Consider the following 17,804-nt stretch of genomic DNA (forward strand, 5'->3'; position numbering starts at 1 on the left):
ATACGTTTGAGGCAAATGCAGTGCATTTGCCTTTTTTATTTCAAACAATGCTATGATTTTCCGTCATTTTTACTCAACAATAAAGAGAACACTTAATGAGCCGAGCTAAATCAACCTTAGAACAATGGCGAATTGTCCAAGCTGTCGTTGATTTTGGAGGCTATGCTCAGGCTGCAGAAAAGCTCAACAAGAGCCAATCGTCACTAAACCATGCGGTGGCCAAGTTGCAGCATCAACTGGGGATTAACTTACTCGAAGTAAAAGGCCGCAAAGCCTATTTAACCGAGCAAGGAGAAGTGTTATTGCGTCGTTCTCGTCATTTAACTCAATCGGTTGAAGAGCTAGAACAATTAGCCTCAAATTTAGGACAAGGTTGGGAACCTAACCTCACCATTGCCAGAGAAATCATTTATCCGATGGACACTCTAGTGGCAGCTCTAGACGAGTTTTTACCTCAAAGTCGTGGTACAAGGGTAACGATTATCGACTCGGTGATCACTGGCACTCATGAACTTGTGCTTAATAATGAAGTCGACATTGCTATTTGCGCTACACCACCCAAAGGCCATATTGCAGAGCCATTATGTGAATTAAATTTTGAACTTGTGTGTCATCCAGACCATCCGCTTGCGCAATTAGAACGCATTGATGATGACAAGCAGTTAGCCCAGCATTTACAAATTGTGATTAAAGATACGGGAATAAATGCAACCAATGATATTGGTTGGCTTAAAGCGGAACAACGTTGGACGGTATCAAACTTTCATGAGGCAAAATCGATTTTAGCGCGTAACATTGGCTTTTGTTGGATCCCGAACTTTGTTGTGCAGCAAGAATTGCAAAATAAACAACTCATCCGTCTTCATTTGCGTGGAGGTAATAATCGAAAAGCAATATTGAATCTGGTTGTCCCTAATCGCGATCAGCAAGGCCCTGCTTGTAAGTTATTAGAAAGCTTAATTTTAAAACAGCATAACTTACCTTTTAATGGCTGATTATCAGTATAAAAAAGTTTACTTAGATTTGGTGTTGTAGATATTTAATCAATATGGCGACTTATTCAAGTCAGCTTCTACATAACACATGATTTTTGTCATGCTCGTGAATCCTTATCTTGCACAAATCGCTGAAAAATCATTGTTCCCTGCACTTTCAATTAAACATCTTAGCATCCATTTAAATTAGCTCATTTGGCAAAATATACATAGGGCATTATGATTTGGCTTGCGATACTAGGATGCGTTCAGCCAAGTTCTGATTAAGTAGTTAATATCGAGTTCAGATAATTTACCATCGCTAAATTATCGAATTTAGTTGGTGTTGAATGCATACTGCAGAGACATCGAAAAAAACTACACGTAGATTTCGATGGATTGATGCTGCTGTGAATAACGTTCTGGGGAAGGTAGAGACTGACTAGTTGAATCGTCAACGGCTGCAGTGTCGTTTGCCATAGTAGAATGACGCTGTTCTGCTGATAATGAACGATTTGGAGACAATAAACTCATGTTTGAATCATCAGCATTAAGAGGATCATTGGTTAAAGTTTGACTGTTTTGCGATATGGAAGTATTCGTTGTTGTTGATGACAAAGCATCTGAATTACTTGTTATTAACTCTTTCTTTGCTTCATTCATGTTTTGTAATGCTTGCGCCGCCACACGAATATCAGCCATTGACGGCTGTACTGGCGCCATCGCTGCGGCATATACTTTCTGCATTTTACTTAACGTTGCTTGCGCATCACCATCAACAGTAGACACATCGATATTGACCTCACCATCCACCGCATAGCGACGTCCATCGGGGCCTTTTTCATATTGATAACTCGGGCTTTGTGCCAAACTGCCTCCCACTGCTGCGTGGGCTTGTTCGTGGCTTTTAACTTCGGTATCTCGTTGTGCCAGTTGATCAATTTGTTTAATTTCAGCTTGTTCAATTTGTTGTTGTTTGTCTTTTACCTGTTGCTCAACTTGTTGAGCTGCTATTTCAGCTTGACGGTTTGATGTTTGAGATTCTGCATTGACTGACGGATCATCCACTGATGAATTTTGGTCCGTAGTATTTGTTGCTACAGCTGAAGTATTTGTTTCTGTCGCTGAAGCATCCGAGGGTTGATTAAAGATATTAACTACTGGCTGTTGAGCATTAACGGCTTCACCATTACTCGTTGCGGCTGATGTATCTGTACTCACAAATGTCCCAGCAACGGTATCAGTTGCCTGGATTGGAGTAGGTGAACGATTTAATACTCCAGTAAGATTAAGTGGACCACTTTTTAAGCTGTAACTATTGAATGTATCAGCAACAATGATTTTTTGAGACTTGGTTTCATTGCTCGCAGTTAAGCTAGATGTAGAGTTATGCTGAGTATCTGTGCTTATAGTGGGTTTAAGGTCTATCGCTACCTTAAACGCCGCTGTTGATGAGACCGTAGTTTGAAATGAACTGGATTTGAGCGAGCTGTTTTTAACTGAACCTGACTGAATATTTCCAGATTGAATGTCTATAGAAATAGTGGGGTCAGATCGAGGGTTACTGACTTGAATGCTATTTGTTGTTTGAGCACTATTGATTGCTTGTGCATGTGGTTGAGCTTGCGGCGTGGACAATGAATTGCGGTGGTTAAGTTGGGCAGTATTATTAACTGACCCAGTGTTTGCAGAAACCATCGCCGCATTCATGATTACACTTCAATATCAATCAAACTGCCAACAGTCTCAGAAGCTACTTCAATCACTTTAGCAGATGCTTGAGCTTGGTTGGATGATTCAATCGCAGACACTAAAGCTGATGTGGTGTCAGTTTGCCCAACAGCACGAGAACTTAAGGTCACAGTATCTTGGCTTGGTGAATTAGACACAGCCGGTTTTTGTTGATCTGGCATCGCAACAGATGTTGTTGCTTGCGCTAAACCTTGTTGAGCACTTTGCAATCCCTGCATACCTGACGCATAGGCTGATTGAACTTGCATAATACTGCTCCTGATTTTAAAAAAGTCGATTTATTATGGCCTAAACCGACTAATATGTACAGTTTTCAAACAAAAGTTAGCCGTTAACCCAACCCATCTCCCAATCTTTCCATACTGGATTCATCCCTCGTAATTTAATTTGTGAAATAACCTGTTCAACAGAGCGGTTATCACTGATTTCAAATTGATCAAGTTGACTATCAGGTGCCATATAACCACCAGGTTGAGTTGAGCTTCCTGCACTCATGTGGGTAATCCCTAATGGCAGTAAATTATCCCTCAGCGACGGCAGCTCACGCGTTGATAAACTGATTTCAAGCTGGGGGTTAAACAACCTAAACGCACAGATCATTTGTACTAATCCTGCATCGGTTAATTCAACTTTTGGTGTAATACCGCCAGTACACGGACGTAAACGAGGTAATGAAATACTGTAGCGACTGCGCCAATAGGTTTTTTCCAAATAATCAAGATGATGCCCCATTAGCAATGCATCGAGTCGCCAATCATCTAACCCAAGTAATACACCTAGGCCAATTTTATCAATTCCCGCTTGAGCAACTCTGTCTGGGGTATCTAAACGATAGATAAAATCTTGTTTTTTACCGCGTGTATGATGTTGAGCGTAAGTATGTGGACGATAGGTTTCTTGATATACCATAACTGCATCAACGCCAAATCTCCCAAGACGCTGATATTGTTCAGTTTCTAATGGTTGAACTTCCATTGCTACATAATTAAAAGCCGTGTTAACGAGTGGTAACACAGACTCAAAATACCCCATTCCAACTTTAGTTTCATGCTCACCAGACACTAATAATATCGAATCAAAGCCTCGTTGTTTAATAATCGTCATTTCGGCTGCTAGTTCATCACTATTAAGGGTTTTACGCTTGACCTTGTTACTCATACTAAAGCCACAATAATCGCACTCGTTGGCGCATAAGTTTGATAAATATAAGGGTAAGAAAAGACCGATATTGGCACCAAATCGCTGCCGAGTCAGCTGAGCTGCTTGCTGCGCCATCGGTTCAATATATGCCATTGCGGCTGGAGATAATAATGCCAACAAGCTATCAAGATTACCGCTTGGATTTTTCAAAGCCCGCTCAACGTCTTTGGCGGTAGTCGAATACAGCTTCATCGATAACGCATCGGGGGCTAATTGCGAAAATACGCTTGAATACGTCATGTTAGCCCCCCTTACCATTCACTGACTTTGCAAGCGAATTGATTGATGGTTCTGACAAGAATCCGGTCAAAGGACTGGTCGCGTTAGCATGGTTGTTCACTGCCCCTAATCCAGCAAGATATGCTTGTCTTCCTGTTGCAACTGCATCAGCAAAACATTTAGCCATTTGTTGGGGATTGGCACTACTTGCAATCGCGGTATTTACCAATACTGCTGCTGCGCCCATTTCCATAGCTCTACAAGCTTGTGAAGGTGCGCCAATGCCGGCATCTACTATTACCGGAATATTGGCCTGTTCAATAATAATGCTTAAGAATGTTTCCGTCGCTAAGCCTTGATTGCTGCCTATTGGGCTGCCGAGTGGCATAACCGCAGCGCAACCAACTTCTTCTAAGCGACGACACAATACTGGATCGGCATGCACATAAGGCATAACAATATAGCCTTGTTCGCATAAATATTGAGCCGCAATCAATGTTTCAATTGGATCGGGCATGAGGTATTTGGGATCGGGATGAATTTCAAGTTTAATCCATTTAGTGCCCAACATTTCATAAGCGAGTTCAGCAGCAAAAATGGCTTCTTTGGCATTACGCGCACCAGCGGTATTGGGTAATAATTTAACCCCCATACTTTGCAAAGGACCGAGTAAATTGTCATGGCCGCGAGTCAAATCAATCCGCTTCATCGCTAAGGTGACTAACTGCGACCCAGAACTTGATATCGCTTGTAACATTGTATTGTGATCTGAAAATTTTCCCGTTCCGGTGAGTAACCGAGACGAAAATTGATGATCGGCTATCGTTAACATCATTAACCTCCAGCAACGGCAGAAAAGACGGTGATATTGTCATCGGCTTGACACACTATATGCATCCAACGACTTCGAGGCACAACAGTATCGTTGACCACGATAGCCACTCCTTGAGTGGGTAAATCGCTGAGTAGAAGTAGTTCAGCCAAATTCAAATTGGCCCGAACATGTTGCGCGACACCATTAAGGTGCAGGGTTATTAGCTCGAGGGGATCAGTTTGTGACATTAGACCGCTCCTGATGATCAGTTAATGGATATTGATGACATACTTCACATTGTGGGTCTTGACTCATTTGGGCATGCTGCCAGCGTAAATCCTTACCATTAAATCGATGTAGAACACCGTATTGGGTAAAGGTATTGCAGATGTGCTGAAGGCCCACCAGCGCTTGCATACTGGCGATAATACCCACAGCAGGCCCTAGTACTCCAGTTTGAGTACAATTTTGCATAATGGGTGTATCAAGAGGATATAAACAACAATAGCAACCACTGTATGAATGCGAATGTGAGTGGGAAAAATCGATACAAAATAACTGCCCCTGATATGCACTGATAGCACCACTAACCAAGGTTAACTGATGCTGTACACACATTTGGTTTATCAGTTGCCTCGCACTTACATTATCAGTGCAATCAAACACCACAGGTTTTACCACAAATCGTTTAACAAGCTGATTAAAATGCGTTGATGTAACTCGTTGTGCTAGCACATCGATGGTGATTTCAGGGTAAGCGCTACTAAGCACATTTTTTGCAATGCTGACTTTGGCTTTGCCAATATCAGCGGCCCTGAACAGGAGTTGCCTTGGTAGATTGGATAATTCAACCACATCATGATCAATTAACAGTATTTTCTGAACACCCGCGGCAGCTAGATAATGCGCCACTAAATGCCCTAAGCCTCCAACACCGATGATCACTACAGCGCTATTCATAATGGCAAGCTGCCCAGCTTCTCCAATATCGCTCAGTAACATGGTGCGCGAATACTGAATATAATCTCGATCAGATAAAGTACTCATACGCCCTCCTGAGATAAATTGGCTTTAGGTAAAGGTCGGGTAAGCTGCAACCATTTATGATGCAAAGTTCGATAAGCTTTCGCCGGATCGTCAGCAGTAGTCACCGCTCTAACAACAGCAGCATCACCAACGCCGGTATCCGCAATCAACGCCAAATTACTGAGATCGATCCCGCCAATAGCAACGGTAGGATAATGGCGCGCAAATAAACTGGCATAACGTTTAAGTTTACTGAGCCCTTGAGGCGCGGAAGGCATTTGCTTGGTCGTGGTAGCAAAAATATGCCCAAGAGCAATATATGAAGGCGAACATTGGTGGGCTAATAAGGCTTCAAAATAACTGTGACTCGATAACCCTAACGCCATTCCTGTTGCCGCTATCGCGGTTAAATCTGCAGTTGCCATATCTTCTTGGCCTAAATGAACCCCAAACGCACCGTGTTTAATCGCCAGTGGCCAATGATCATTAATAAACAACTGAGCATGATATTCGCGACCGAGTTTGATGGCCTCAATGATATTGGCTTCGAGCGTTAATCGTTCTACTACATGGCTGTCATCAGTATCGATATTAATAGCTAACTTGGCACGATATTGAACCGTCTTACAGCCCGCTTTTAACAATTTTTTAAGCATATCGATATCAGCTACAACAGGATAAATCCCCAAGGGTTGATGCAGCGATTTAAAACCATTCGGTGCAGCTTGCTTGCACGAATTATCAGCGAGATACTCAGAAGATACCAACTTGATTGATGGCATCATTCCTAAATCATCAGGCCAACCAGTACGGGCTAAGACACCAGGTCCTTGACCAAGGCTTACGCCTAAAGTGAGTCCCTTATTGACGTAGGCTTTTGCCAGCACAATAGCATCATGAATAACGAACTCATGGGCAATAAAACACGCTATGGCAGATGATAATGTGCAACCACTGCCATGATTATTGGTGGTTGCTATCCGCTGGCTACTTAGCATAAACACCGCATTACTGTGTGTAATACTGGCACCTTTAACGTTTTTACTCACATATACATCTATTGCATATTGTTGCTGCCACTGAGCATCACCGCCTTTAGCGAGCACATTGCATTTAAATGTATCGGATAACAATTTGGCATCGCAGATCATTTGCTGTTGCTGAGCAACCTTGTTATCGACATCACAATATTGCGCTAACGCATACTGAGAACATAAACGTTTCAATTCGTGCTGATTAGGCGTTAGTAAATCAATTAAGCCAATGAGAGGACTAAAATCGAGTTCGATAGTATTAAAGTGCGCACCACTACTGGCGACCATGACAGGATCAAGCACCACAAAAGGTACCATCATCTGAGTAGCACGCATTTGAGCTAAACAGCCAGCTAATATGTCCACCTGTGCTTGGGATGCCAACAGGCCAATTTTAATCGCCACTGGCGGCAGATCGGCAAGTAAACTGCTGAACTGAGCCAACAACATGGATTCAGAAACGGTTTCAACAAGACTCACACTGACTGAGTTCTGTGCGGTTAAAGTGGTTATCACGCTACACCCGTGACACGACAAGTCTTGTATGGTGAGTAAATCAGCTTGAATCCCCGCCCCACCACCACTGTCTGAACCCGCTATGGTCCAGACAATGGGTGGGGTTTGCGTTATGGATTCACTGACAAATGTCGATGAATTCATGGCGATTATTCCACCTCAACCGTTAAGTCAGTATCAACTTGTGCGACAGATTTGACGTCATGATAAAGCGCCGATCCCGACGCTTTGAACTCTGCCGACTTTTGTGCCATCGCTTCCGCCGGATTTATGGCTTGAGCTGTATGTTGAGCTTGATAAGCACTAGCGGAAGATACTTCAATCTTAAGTGCTTCAGCTTGTTCAAGATTCGCGGCATATTCACGCACTTCGTGGGTTATTTTCATCGAACAGAATTTAGGCCCACACATTGAACAAAAGTGAGCCACTTTTGCCGATTCTTGTGGTAACGATTCGTCGTGGTAAGCACGAGCGGTATCAGGATCAAGACCTAGGTTATATTGATCTTCCCAACGGAATTCAAAGCGGGCTTTTGATAACGCATTATCACGTACTTGCGCACCTGGATGACCTTTAGCGACATCAGCAGCATGAGCTGCAATCTTGTAGGCAATTAAGCCTTGTTTTACATCTTCTTTATTTGGCAAACCTAAGTGTTCTTTGGGGGTGACGTAACACAACATCGCCACGCCGTACCAAGCCATCATGGCAGCGCCGATACCAGAGGTGAAGTGATCATAGCCCGGCGCAATATCGGTTGTTTGTGGGCCTAAGGTATAAAATGGTGCTTCGTCACAAAGGGCCAATTGCTTTTCCATATTGACTTTAATCAATTGCATTGGCACATGACCAGGGCCTTCGATGATGGTTTGCACATCATATTCCCATGCAATTTTGACCAATTCACCTAAGGTTTCTAATTCCGCAAATTGCGCTTCATCATTGGCATCGGCAATTGAACCGGGGCGCATACCATCGCCTAACGACAATGACACATCGTATTGGGCGCAAATCTGGCAAATATCACGAAAATGTTCATATAAAAAGCTTTCTTGATGGTGGCTTAAACACCACTTAGCCATAATTGAACCGCCACGTGACACAATGCCGGTAAGGCGTTTAGCGGTCATGGGTACATAACGCAATAACACCCCAGCATGAATCGTAAAATAATCTACGCCCTGCTCGGCTTGTTCAATCAATGTATCTCTAAATACTGCCCAACTGAGGTCTTCGGCAACGCCATTAACCTTTTCTAATGCTTGATAAATCGGCACGGTACCAATTGGCACTGGCGAATTACGGATAAGCCACTCACGCGTTTCATGAATATAACGCCCGGTCGACAAGTCCATGACCGTATCTGCACCCCAACGGGTTGACCACACCAGTTTTTCAACTTCTTCTTCAATCGAAGATGTCACCGCTGAATTACCAATATTGGCATTCACCTTCACCAAAAAATTACGCCCAATAATCATAGGTTCGGTTTCAGGATGGTTAATATTCAACGGAATAATCGCTCGACCTCGAGCGACTTCATCACGGACAAACTCAGGTGTGATCAGCTGACCAATATGCGCACCAAAAGCCTCTCCAGGCGCTTTTTGGGTTAATACGGTGTCGGTTACTTCAGCACGAGCCATGTTTTCACGAATGGCAATGTATTCCATTTCAGGGGTAATAATACCTTGGCGTGCATAATACATTTGGGTCACGCATTTGCCCGACTTGGCACGTTTAGGCGCGACAAGGGCATCAAAGCGTAAATGATCGAGTCCATCATCGGCTAGTCGCTGTTGGGTAAAGCCTGAACTTGCACCGGTTAATTGCTCTGTATCTTGTCGCTCATCAATCCATGCTTGACGGATTTTAGGTAAGCCTTCACGCACATTGATATCAGCAAGGGGATCAGAATAAGCACCCGCGCAGTCGTAGACCATAATAGGCGGATTGGCTTGTTTAATGGGTTTTGCATCGGTGCCGCCAATCACGGTTTCAGTTTGATTAACCTGACGCATAGCGACGTTGATATCAGCTCGACTACCCGTTAAATAGACTTTTTCAGAATTAGGATGTTGTAACGGTTTAAGGGTATCAATAAATTGTTGAGCGTTAGCTCGAGTTTGACGACGGTTTGGATTTGACATTAGCAACCTCAATATTAAGAGTAGAGTTGCTTGTCTGGAGAGGTGTTGATAGCAGCAGTAAACAATAAAAATACTATTGCTTACGTCAATAATCACATAGAAAAATACTAAAGTAATAACGTAACTGGATATATAAACCGATAAAAAACTCGGAGGTAAACGTCCATTTACAGTCTTGTTAATACGTTATTTATCTTCCCAAAAATCATGATTATTACGCTTGTTTCCTTCGCAGGTTCTAGCCTGATCAGGTTCAACGGATCCCGAATAAACGGTCTCAGCCATAATGGCACTCCGACAAGATGTCCCGCAGTATAAGCAAGCTTGTCGCTAAATAACAAGCACTAAAATAATCATTTCATACAAAAGTTATCAATCCACATACCAGAAACTAATATGAGGTTATTGATATCCCCATGGTTCATCCATCACCACAGACAGGTATTTATCAAGGTGCGACACTATGTCGCATTCATCATATTTATTAGTAGATTATAATTTCAAAAAACTGACAAACACCTTTGAAATATATTCATCAAAGGTTGATAAAAATAACAATAAAGGTGATGACGTTGGCAAATAAAGCAATCCAAACCATTAAATTAAATACAAATTACCCATGGGTTTACTCATCAATTTCATTGGCTGTAATGTTTGCTATTACACCTCAAGTAATGGCTGAGCAGTACGATAAGCAAAATAGTGAAAGCATTGAGCGGGTTGAAGTACATGGACAAAACACGACTAACAAAGACTTACTCGGCTCAGCCCAAAGCTTACTTGAAAAGCAAGGAGTAGACTTTTCTGAAGCAGGTGGCGTATCGGCATTACCGATTTTAAATGGCATGATGGGCGATCGCATTAAGGTGCTCATTGATGGCAGTGATATTACCTCATCATGTGCAAACCAGATGAACCCGCCACTTTCTTATGTGTCAGCAAATCACATTAGTTCGACCCAAGTGGTTGCTGGAGTCTCTCCGGTGAGCGCCGGTGGCGATAACATTGCTGGCGTAATTAACGTCAATAGCTTAACCCCTGTATTTACCGATAGCGACAATGTGACATGGCAAAGTGGTAACATATCTAGTGGTTACCGAAGTACCAACGACGCTATTCTCGCAGGTGTAAATGCCACTGTTGCAAGTAAAACATTAAGCTTTAGTTACCAAGGATCATTTGAAGACGCTAACAGCTATACCGACGGCCACGGCGATAAAGTACTAGACACCTTATACCAATCACAAAATCATGCATTAAACGCTGCTTGGCAAGATGACATTCAACAAGTTGCAGTCAAACTGACTCATCAACATATCCCCTTTCAAGGTTTTGCAAACCAGTATATGGACATGACGAATAATGACAGTTATGGCGCATTAGTGCGCTATCAACGAACGCTAGAAAATGAAGGCGAGTTCACTGCCCAAGCAAACTGGCACAATGTCGAGCATGAGATGGGTTTCTTTAGCGATGAAAAAACCGGCATGATGCCAATGAAAACTAAGGGTAAAGATTACAGTTACCAACTGCATTGGCAGCTGCCAACCAGTTCAGACAGTACATTATTAATTGGCCAAGAATATTATGTTTATCAGCTTGATGATACATGGCCAGCGATTGAAGGTTCTACCATGATGGGCCCCAATGACTACGTCAATATCAATGATGGCGAACGCCAACGTGCTGCACTTTATGGCGAGTGGCAACAAACACTTAATACTCGTTGGTGGCTGTCTGCAGGTGTTCGTTATGAATACGTATCAACCAGCACAGGTGAGGTTCAACCTTATAACACTATGAGTATGATGGGCATGACCAATGTTAATGCCATGGCCGCAGATGAATTTAATAGCCTATATCGAAAGCACAATGACAATAACATCGATGCCACCCTTCTAGCTCGCTATCAACTCAGTGATACTGAAGTGATAGAACTTGGTTTAGCCCGAAAGAACCGCGCCCCAAATTTATATGAGCGATACAGTTGGGGCCAAAGCACCATGTCGACGACTATGATTGGCTGGTACGGCGATGCAAACGGCTACATAGGCAACCCTGACCTTAGTGCAGAAACTGCACATACATTGAGTATGGCTTACAAGCGAGTACAAGATGATTTAGCATTTAGTGCAACAGCTTGGTATAGCGACATCAATAATTATATTGACGCTAATGTGGTCAGCAGCTTTAATCGCACAAGCATCGATAGTAATCGTCGTCATATTTTACAGTTTGCAAATGTGGACGCGACCTTGTTTGGTGCACGCATAGATGCTGAATATCAAATAACAGAAAACCGCAGTGGTAAATGGCTCCTTAACGCTAATATCAGTGCCACGCGCGGCGAAAGAGATGACAATGACCAAGCGCTGTATCAAATAAAACCTTTGCAAACTAAGCTAGCTTTACAACAACAGCTAGGCGATTGGCAAAATAGTCTCAGTTGGCTATGGGTTGCGAGTAAAGACCGCTTGGATGAACAGCGTTTAGAAAACACAACTGACAGTTACACACTGCTTAACTTAAGTAGCAGTATCCAATGGCAAGATGCCACAATGACTATAGCAGTGAAAAATTTACTGGATGAGTATTATCAATTGCCGCTTGGCGGTATCAGTATTGCTGAATATAAGGCTGATAACAGTAACGGTTTTCAACAAATCGCTGGTGCGGGTCGCTCACTCGAATTGAATGTCAGTTACGCGTTCTAGTTAACCAGCTATAAGTCATAAAGCATATAGCCAGTAATGTATACCACATTATTGGCTAGGCTAAAACAGCAATTTTGCTGATGTTAAGACAGAAAAAGGCCCCTACATTGCTGTAGAGGCTTTTTCTTATTTGGCGGAGCGGACGCTGATGTTGAAACAGTGAACCCGCGACCTCCGGCGTGACAGGCCGGTTTTTATTGATATGTGATGGAATAACATTAATGCGCTGACATTTGATAATCTAGCAGGTATTGTATTCTAGGCTGAATAACACATTCTGTTGATTTTTGAACAGAAAAAAGCCCCTACATTTCTGTAGAGGCTTTTTCTTATTTGGCGGAGCGGACGGGACTCGAACCCGCGACCCCCGGCGTGACAGGCCGGTATTCTAACCAACTGAACTACCGCTCCAAAACGGTTTGTATACACTTAATAAAACTAACAATAGTATAAAAATCATCTGTTTTATTAAGTGTAAACAGTCACTTGAATGGCGGAGCGGACGGGACTCGAACCCGCGACCCCCGGCGTGACAGGCCGGTATTCTAACCAACTGAACTACCGCTCCACACAAGTGCGATGAATAATAAAGTTGTGATAATTAATCGTCAACAGTTTTTTAATTGTTTTCGCTCATTTAGTTAAAAAATGTACAATTATCAAGTTTTAGTACAAAAACCACTCACTTCAGTGGCTTAGTTTTTATCATCTGGCATACTCAAATCAATATCATCTAAGTCGACGCTTTCTAGAATACTGTCTTTAGGTTTATCTTCATTCACTGGATTTTGCTTTAACCTTTCTTCCGCCGCAGCCATCGCCTTTGCCAGCGTTTGTTTTTTACGCCATATCACCAAACCAATAATACCAACGAAAAAAAGTATGCCATTAATGGTAACAATCCAGAACATCGCATCGTCTTTAGCGACTTGCTCTTCAATTTCTGCTTGAATGGCCGCTTTTTCAGCAAGTTCTTCAACTGTTGGGACTGGAGCAGGGGGCTCTACTAAATTAAAAAACATTTCAGGTAAATTGAGCACAATTTCTCGGCCATCAACCGTAGTAGAAACCACACTGCCTTTAACACGATAACTGCCAAACTCAGTCACTTTAGGTAAGTATAGAATTTGATCTGCACTGGTCATGGTTTGCAAGGTAATAGGCAGCAACAACCCAGCAGGGCCGACTAAGTCAAACTCAAAATGAGTTTCTGCTAATTTCACCACAGATTCATCAACCGTTAACTGTATCTGCCATATGCCTTTTAATGGATCGCTATTGGGTACCATTTTGACTTTGATTGGTTGTGGCAAGAGCTCAAACGGCATCACATATTCACGCTCAAAGACATTATTTCGTGCAGTGACATTGAGTACATAATGACCGGTAGGTTGTTGTAAATTATGGCTTCCGGTAAAGATGCCATCGTCAGGTGTTTCGTCCAACAATTCACCATTGTCTTTATAAGCACCGACAATAATGGTACCCGTTGCGAAATTGTCGTCAGTTGGAAGATGCGCACTGGTAAAACGTGCAGTCCATTCGACCATATACTCCAAACCCGGCATTCTCATGGTTAAATTATCACCCAAGAGTCTTGCTGTAACTTTTAACCTTTCACCCTGATAAAGTGGTTGCGGTAATGGTTGCACTGCAATGTCTAATGCAGAGATTTTTTGTATTGTCGACCCTTCAACCACACTGCCTAATAACTGCCAAGGCCCTGGCATCGGTTTTTCGATATAAATCATATCGGCAGCAATACCATCTACCCATTTTACCGTTTGAGGATGACGATTTGAGTACCATTTGCTGCCATCAGGTAAAATCACCACGACAGGCGCAGAACCATAGCTTCGTTGGATAACTAACGTTAAATGATCAACCATATAATCGATTCGAAAACGATTTTTAAGTTCTGCTGCTTGCGATGCATTGACCATTGCAGCTTGGGCATTAGGTTGCCAAGCGAAGATAAGACTCAGCAACAATAAACATGAAATAGCAAGATAACCGGCGCGAGTGGCACTCATAAAGGTTGGTTTACCCTCTCCAGAGACATTTACCTGACTTCGCAATGAGATCAAGTCGTTGTTCGTGTAATAGTATTTCATCGGCTGATGCACCAACGACTTTAAGATTAAACGCCGCCGGATCGATATTTTTAATTCCGCCACCTTCTTGACCCGCTTTTTCATTAGACAAATTAAACTTAATTTGTCCACCTGTCATGATTAAGTAAACATCAGCAAGAATTTCCGCATCGAGTAATGCGCCGTGATAAGTACGGCGGCCATTATCGATACCGTAACGTCGACACAACGCATCTAAGTTATTTTTTTGGCCTGGATGCAGACGCTTTGCAATGGCTAAACTGTCGAGAATACTGCAAATCTCTTTGGTTTTAGGCCCAATTGGATTGAGTTTTGAAAACTCATGGTCCATAAAGCTCACGTCGAAGTTGGCGTTATGAGCGACAATTTCAGCGCCATCGATAAAATCGATAAAATCTTTGGCTATTTGATGAAAACGCGGTTCGTTGGCAACACGGTCATTGGTAATACCGTGAACTTGAATTGCCTCTTCATCAATCGCTTGACCAGGATTAATATATTGGTGATACGTTCGACCTGTTAAGCGACGATTAATCACTTCAACACAACCAATTTCAATAATGCGATGGCCCACATAAATCGGTCCACCCGCTTGGTTCATACCGGTAGTTTCGGTATCGAGGATCACTTGACGACTTGCACTAGAAATAATGTTCATATTTTTTACTCATTCAGCCCTCGCCTTTGTATAAATTGAGTATACTGGCGCGAATATTTCGCTATGGTAACAACTTGATGGCCGAACTCAAACAGCTGTATATTTTTACTGATGGCTCTTGCTTAGGAAATCCAGGACCTGGCGGTTATGGCGTGGTAATGAAATATAAACATCAACAACATGAAATCGCCGATGGATTCTCATTAACAACCAATAATCGTATGGAACTTTTAGCCCCAATTATCGCGTTAGAAACCTTATACGAACCCTGTAATATTATTTTAACCAGCGATAGCCAGTATATGCGCCAAGGTATTATGACTTGGATCCATGGTTGGAAGAAAAAGGGCTGGATAACCTCAACTAAACAACCAGTTAAAAATGTCGATTTATGGAAGCGTCTAGATGCGGTAAGTCAATTACACAAGATCGACTGGCACTGGGTAAAAGGCCATGCCGGCCACATTGAAAATGAACGTTGTGATGTATTAGCACGCAAAGCGGCTGAAGCTAAGCCTCGACAAGCTGATACAGGTTATAACCCAGAATAGTGAGGTCATCGCTATTTAACTCTAGCTCGGGATAATCACTGGTTATCAAAAAGTCCTTTGCTACGCTAACGGGGTGCATTGACTTGCAATAAGCTAGATATTACCGCTTCAATCAGCCCTGGTAGCAAAAGTAATATTTTGCTATGAAATAGCTCAACTCTTCTGATTTTGGCTTACGGACCTCATCTCTTAAAACGAGTTGAGGTTACTTTTTATGATTTTGAATTGTTTAATGTCTGGGTCTCAATACTCGGAGTGTGAGTTAACCCGGTACGACCTGCCGATGGCGCCGTTGACCAGTTAGGCGCTTTGACCTTCGACTTATCTTTAATCGGTGTAAGTGGCGTCGTCATTTTTCGAGCCACGATTAAGTAAACACTGCCAGTACTAGGTAGCCAGTTGGCGATACTTTTTTGCCACAATGGTGCTTGTTGAGGTTTGCTCGGTTGATTAGGCGTGTTGACTCCGCGGTGCCCTAATAACGAATGGTACATTAACCGTTCATCTGCTAGTACTTTATATCCCAGTAACCCAAGCCAATCTTTAACTCTTGATGGCATAAAAAACTGCCCGTTCCAAGGTAACTGAGTTTGATATTTAGGCAATATTTTGCCTATAAAAGCCGGACTGATGGGATTAAAACCAACAATAAAAATATAACCACTGCTAATGAGCACTCTGTCGAACTCTCGTAAAATTTGATAAGGGTCTGATTCAAATTCTAAAAGAAAACAACTTAACACAGCATCAATGGCACTTTGTTGTACAGGTAAATGATGCGGATCGGCTTGAATACTCGCATCTGCACCATCATAAACAGAAAAATGCCGTGCTATGCTGCAATGTAAACTGTTTAACTGGCTACTTAACGCCCCTGCTTTAAGTAAATGATAGCCAAATATTCGCGGCCACCATGGGGCTAATTTTGCTTCAATCTCAGCTTGCAATAATTCACCAAAAGGTAAATCTTGCCAAATAAGGGGTTTTAACATGGAGCCCGCCAACGATTACTTTGCAAAAATGTCATATTCTCTCAACCCATCAACTTTACCATAGCTCATTTAATGTTCAGCTAACCATCATTGATACTTTCAGGATAACTTCACTTGAAGTTATTTAACGATATCCGTTACCCTAACAGATAGTCAATCATCACTCGAGTCAGATTATGCTTAACGTTCATACCATTCCAGCTTTTAATGACAACTACCTCTGGTTAATTCATCAAACAAGTAGCCTTGATGCTTATGTAGTTGACCCTGGCTGCGGCCAAAGTGTTATCGATTACCTAGCTACAACAGAACTTAATTTAGTCGGCATACTCATTACTCATCATCACAGCGACCATACTGGCGGTATAAAACAACTGCAGCAGCACTTCAACAACCGTCTTATTGTTTATGGTCCGAGTAACGAACCTATCGATGGTTTAACCCATCCTTTAACCGTTTCATCGGATATAAATATTGAGATACCTCATTTAGGGCTTACCCAAGTGATGGCAGTTCCTGGGCATACTTTAGGTCATATTGCCTATTATATTGATGATAAATTATTTTGTGGTGATACCTTATTCAGTGGCGGATGTGGACGTTTATTCGAAGGCACACCGACACAAATGCTGCAATCGTTAACTATGCTGGCAAACTTACCCGACCAAACCCAAGTCTTTTGTGCTCATGAATACACACAATCCAATGTCGATTTCGCCTTACATGTCACACCAAATAATTCACAGTTGATTGATTATGCCCACAAAGTTGGCCAATTACGCTCACAAAACATACCAACGATACCTAGCACAATCGCGACAGAAAAAGCCATAAACCCGTTCCTACGTTGTCATCTAAATGAGACTCAAGTCGCAATATCAACAGAATACAAAATAACAAATATAGATGATATTCAGACATTTACATTGTTAAGGGAATGGAAAAATCAATTTTAGATTAACATGAAAACACTTTAATAAGACATGCCAAATAATTTAATCTACAATGCCAAACTGAACTAAAGCATGACCAAAAGAGTCTCATAGGCATTTGGTATGTTCGCCCTTTTTTTAACGCCCTGAGAACTTGA

The 17,804-nt window shown here is 42.3% G+C and carries 15 protein-coding genes, 2 tRNA genes and 1 riboswitch; of the genes, 4 read left to right on the forward strand and 13 right to left on the reverse strand.

Features of this window, described 5'->3' with window-relative positions:
• Window positions 1-95 precede the first annotated feature (95 nt).
• On the forward strand, window positions 96-995 hold the full coding sequence (locus GUY17_RS11720; protein ID WP_101087015.1) for a LysR family transcriptional regulator: 900 nt from the start codon (window positions 96-98) through the stop codon (window positions 993-995).
• A 357-nt stretch (window positions 996-1,352) separates the two neighbouring features.
• Here the strand turns inward: GUY17_RS11720 and GUY17_RS11725 are convergent, their stop codons facing one another.
• The 8 genes from GUY17_RS11725 to thiC form a co-directional block, all read right to left on the reverse strand.
• The gene (locus GUY17_RS11725) at window positions 1,353-2,684 is read right to left on the reverse strand and encodes a putative metalloprotease CJM1_0395 family protein (protein ID WP_162023261.1); all 1,332 of its coding nucleotides are present in this window, start codon (window positions 2,682-2,684) and stop codon (window positions 1,353-1,355) included.
• 2 nt (window positions 2,685-2,686) lie between these two features.
• Entirely contained in the window at window positions 2,687-2,974 is a 288-nt protein-coding gene (locus tag GUY17_RS11730) for a chemotaxis protein (protein ID WP_162023262.1), read from the reverse strand.
• Between the two features lie 76 nt (window positions 2,975-3,050).
• Window positions 3,051-4,166 carry a 2-iminoacetate synthase ThiH gene (gene thiH, locus GUY17_RS11735; RefSeq protein WP_162023263.1) on the reverse strand — a complete coding sequence of 372 codons (1,116 nt, stop codon included), beginning with the start codon at window positions 4,164-4,166 and terminating at the stop codon, window positions 3,051-3,053.
• A gap of 1 nt (window position 4,167) precedes the next feature.
• On the reverse strand, window positions 4,168-4,977 hold the full coding sequence (locus GUY17_RS11740; protein WP_162024349.1) for a thiazole synthase: 810 nt from the start codon (window positions 4,975-4,977) through the stop codon (window positions 4,168-4,170).
• 2 nt (window positions 4,978-4,979) lie between these two features.
• Window positions 4,980-5,207, reverse strand: coding sequence for a sulfur carrier protein ThiS (thiS, locus tag GUY17_RS11745; RefSeq protein ID WP_162023264.1), 228 nt, complete (start codon window positions 5,205-5,207; stop codon window positions 4,980-4,982).
• Window positions 5,194-6,006 carry a HesA/MoeB/ThiF family protein gene (locus GUY17_RS11750; RefSeq protein ID WP_162023265.1) on the reverse strand — a complete coding sequence of 271 codons (813 nt, stop codon included), beginning with the start codon at window positions 6,004-6,006 and terminating at the stop codon, window positions 5,194-5,196. The genes thiS and GUY17_RS11750 overlap by 14 nt, the downstream gene beginning before the upstream one ends.
• Window positions 6,003-7,679, reverse strand: a complete 1,677-nt coding sequence (locus tag GUY17_RS11755; protein ID WP_162023266.1) for a bifunctional hydroxymethylpyrimidine kinase/phosphomethylpyrimidine kinase — start codon at window positions 7,677-7,679, stop codon at window positions 6,003-6,005. Before GUY17_RS11755 ends, GUY17_RS11750 begins: the two co-directional genes overlap by 4 nt.
• 5 nt (window positions 7,680-7,684) lie before the next feature.
• On the reverse strand, window positions 7,685-9,685 hold the full coding sequence (thiC, locus tag GUY17_RS11760) for a phosphomethylpyrimidine synthase ThiC (RefSeq protein WP_162023267.1): 2,001 nt from the start codon (window positions 9,683-9,685) through the stop codon (window positions 7,685-7,687).
• Between the two features lie 207 nt (window positions 9,686-9,892).
• Window positions 9,893-9,992: riboswitch (TPP riboswitch) on the reverse strand.
• A gap of 259 nt (window positions 9,993-10,251) precedes the next feature.
• On the opposite strand from thiC, the gene GUY17_RS11765 reads away from it, so the two are divergent.
• Window positions 10,252-12,399 (forward strand): TonB-dependent siderophore receptor, encoded by a 2,148-nt coding sequence (locus GUY17_RS11765; RefSeq protein WP_162023268.1) that lies wholly within the window; start codon window positions 10,252-10,254, stop codon window positions 12,397-12,399.
• Window positions 12,400-12,733: 334 nt separating this feature from the next.
• Here GUY17_RS11765 and GUY17_RS11770 read toward each other — a convergent pair.
• The 4 genes from GUY17_RS11770 to dnaQ form a co-directional block, all read right to left on the reverse strand.
• Window positions 12,734-12,810, reverse strand: a tRNA-Asp gene (locus tag GUY17_RS11770).
• Window positions 12,811-12,890: 80 nt separating this feature from the next.
• Window positions 12,891-12,967: transfer RNA gene (locus tag GUY17_RS11775), tRNA-Asp, on the reverse strand.
• Between the two features lie 127 nt (window positions 12,968-13,094).
• On the reverse strand, window positions 13,095-14,432 hold the full coding sequence (locus GUY17_RS11780) for a TIGR03503 family protein (protein WP_101087005.1): 1,338 nt from the start codon (window positions 14,430-14,432) through the stop codon (window positions 13,095-13,097).
• A 10-nt stretch (window positions 14,433-14,442) separates the two neighbouring features.
• On the reverse strand, window positions 14,443-15,171 hold the full coding sequence (gene dnaQ / locus GUY17_RS11785) for a DNA polymerase III subunit epsilon (protein ID WP_101087004.1): 729 nt from the start codon (window positions 15,169-15,171) through the stop codon (window positions 14,443-14,445).
• 77 nt (window positions 15,172-15,248) lie between these two features.
• On the opposite strand from dnaQ, the gene rnhA reads away from it, so the two are divergent.
• Window positions 15,249-15,722 carry a ribonuclease HI gene (gene rnhA, locus GUY17_RS11790; protein WP_101087003.1) on the forward strand — a complete coding sequence of 158 codons (474 nt, stop codon included), beginning with the start codon at window positions 15,249-15,251 and terminating at the stop codon, window positions 15,720-15,722.
• A 212-nt stretch (window positions 15,723-15,934) separates the two neighbouring features.
• On the opposite strand, the gene GUY17_RS11795 is transcribed toward rnhA, so the two are convergent.
• Window positions 15,935-16,714 (reverse strand): methyltransferase domain-containing protein, encoded by a 780-nt coding sequence (locus GUY17_RS11795; protein WP_162023269.1) that lies wholly within the window; start codon window positions 16,712-16,714, stop codon window positions 15,935-15,937.
• A gap of 176 nt (window positions 16,715-16,890) precedes the next feature.
• Between GUY17_RS11795 and gloB the strand changes: the two genes are divergently transcribed.
• Window positions 16,891-17,670 carry a hydroxyacylglutathione hydrolase gene (gene gloB / locus GUY17_RS11800; protein WP_162023270.1) on the forward strand — a complete coding sequence of 260 codons (780 nt, stop codon included), beginning with the start codon at window positions 16,891-16,893 and terminating at the stop codon, window positions 17,668-17,670.
• Window positions 17,671-17,804 lie beyond the last annotated feature (134 nt).

Source organism: Shewanella sp. Arc9-LZ, from assembly GCF_010092445.1.
Lineage (GTDB): Bacteria > Pseudomonadota > Gammaproteobacteria > Enterobacterales > Shewanellaceae > Shewanella.

Excerpts from the sequence above, each read along its gene's own strand:
- GUY17_RS11720 (WP_101087015.1), top strand. The coding sequence starts at position 96 with ATGAGCCGAGCTAAATCAACCTTAGAACAATGGCGAATTGTCCAAGCT.
- GUY17_RS11725 (WP_162023261.1), bottom strand. The coding sequence starts at position 2,684 with ATGAATGCGGCGATGGTTTCTGCAAACACTGGGTCAGTTAATAATACT.
- GUY17_RS11730 (WP_162023262.1), bottom strand. The coding sequence starts at position 2,974 with ATGCAAGTTCAATCAGCCTATGCGTCAGGTATGCAGGGATTGCAAAGT.
- thiH (WP_162023263.1), bottom strand. The coding sequence starts at position 4,166 with ATGACGTATTCAAGCGTATTTTCGCAATTAGCCCCCGATGCGTTATCG.
- GUY17_RS11740 (WP_162024349.1), bottom strand. The coding sequence starts at position 4,977 with ATGTTAACGATAGCCGATCATCAATTTTCGTCTCGGTTACTCACCGGA.
- thiS (WP_162023264.1), bottom strand. The coding sequence starts at position 5,207 with ATGTCACAAACTGATCCCCTCGAGCTAATAACCCTGCACCTTAATGGT.
- GUY17_RS11750 (WP_162023265.1), bottom strand. The coding sequence starts at position 6,006 with ATGAGTACTTTATCTGATCGAGATTATATTCAGTATTCGCGCACCATG.
- GUY17_RS11755 (WP_162023266.1), bottom strand. The coding sequence starts at position 7,679 with ATGAATTCATCGACATTTGTCAGTGAATCCATAACGCAAACCCCACCC.
- thiC (WP_162023267.1), bottom strand. The coding sequence starts at position 9,685 with ATGTCAAATCCAAACCGTCGTCAAACTCGAGCTAACGCTCAACAATTT.
- GUY17_RS11765 (WP_162023268.1), top strand. The coding sequence starts at position 10,252 with ATGACGTTGGCAAATAAAGCAATCCAAACCATTAAATTAAATACAAAT.
- GUY17_RS11780 (WP_101087005.1), bottom strand. The coding sequence starts at position 14,432 with ATGAGTGCCACTCGCGCCGGTTATCTTGCTATTTCATGTTTATTGTTG.
- dnaQ (WP_101087004.1), bottom strand. The coding sequence starts at position 15,171 with ATGAACATTATTTCTAGTGCAAGTCGTCAAGTGATCCTCGATACCGAA.
- rnhA (WP_101087003.1), top strand. The coding sequence starts at position 15,249 with ATGGCCGAACTCAAACAGCTGTATATTTTTACTGATGGCTCTTGCTTA.
- GUY17_RS11795 (WP_162023269.1), bottom strand. The coding sequence starts at position 16,714 with ATGTTAAAACCCCTTATTTGGCAAGATTTACCTTTTGGTGAATTATTG.
- gloB (WP_162023270.1), top strand. The coding sequence starts at position 16,891 with ATGCTTAACGTTCATACCATTCCAGCTTTTAATGACAACTACCTCTGG.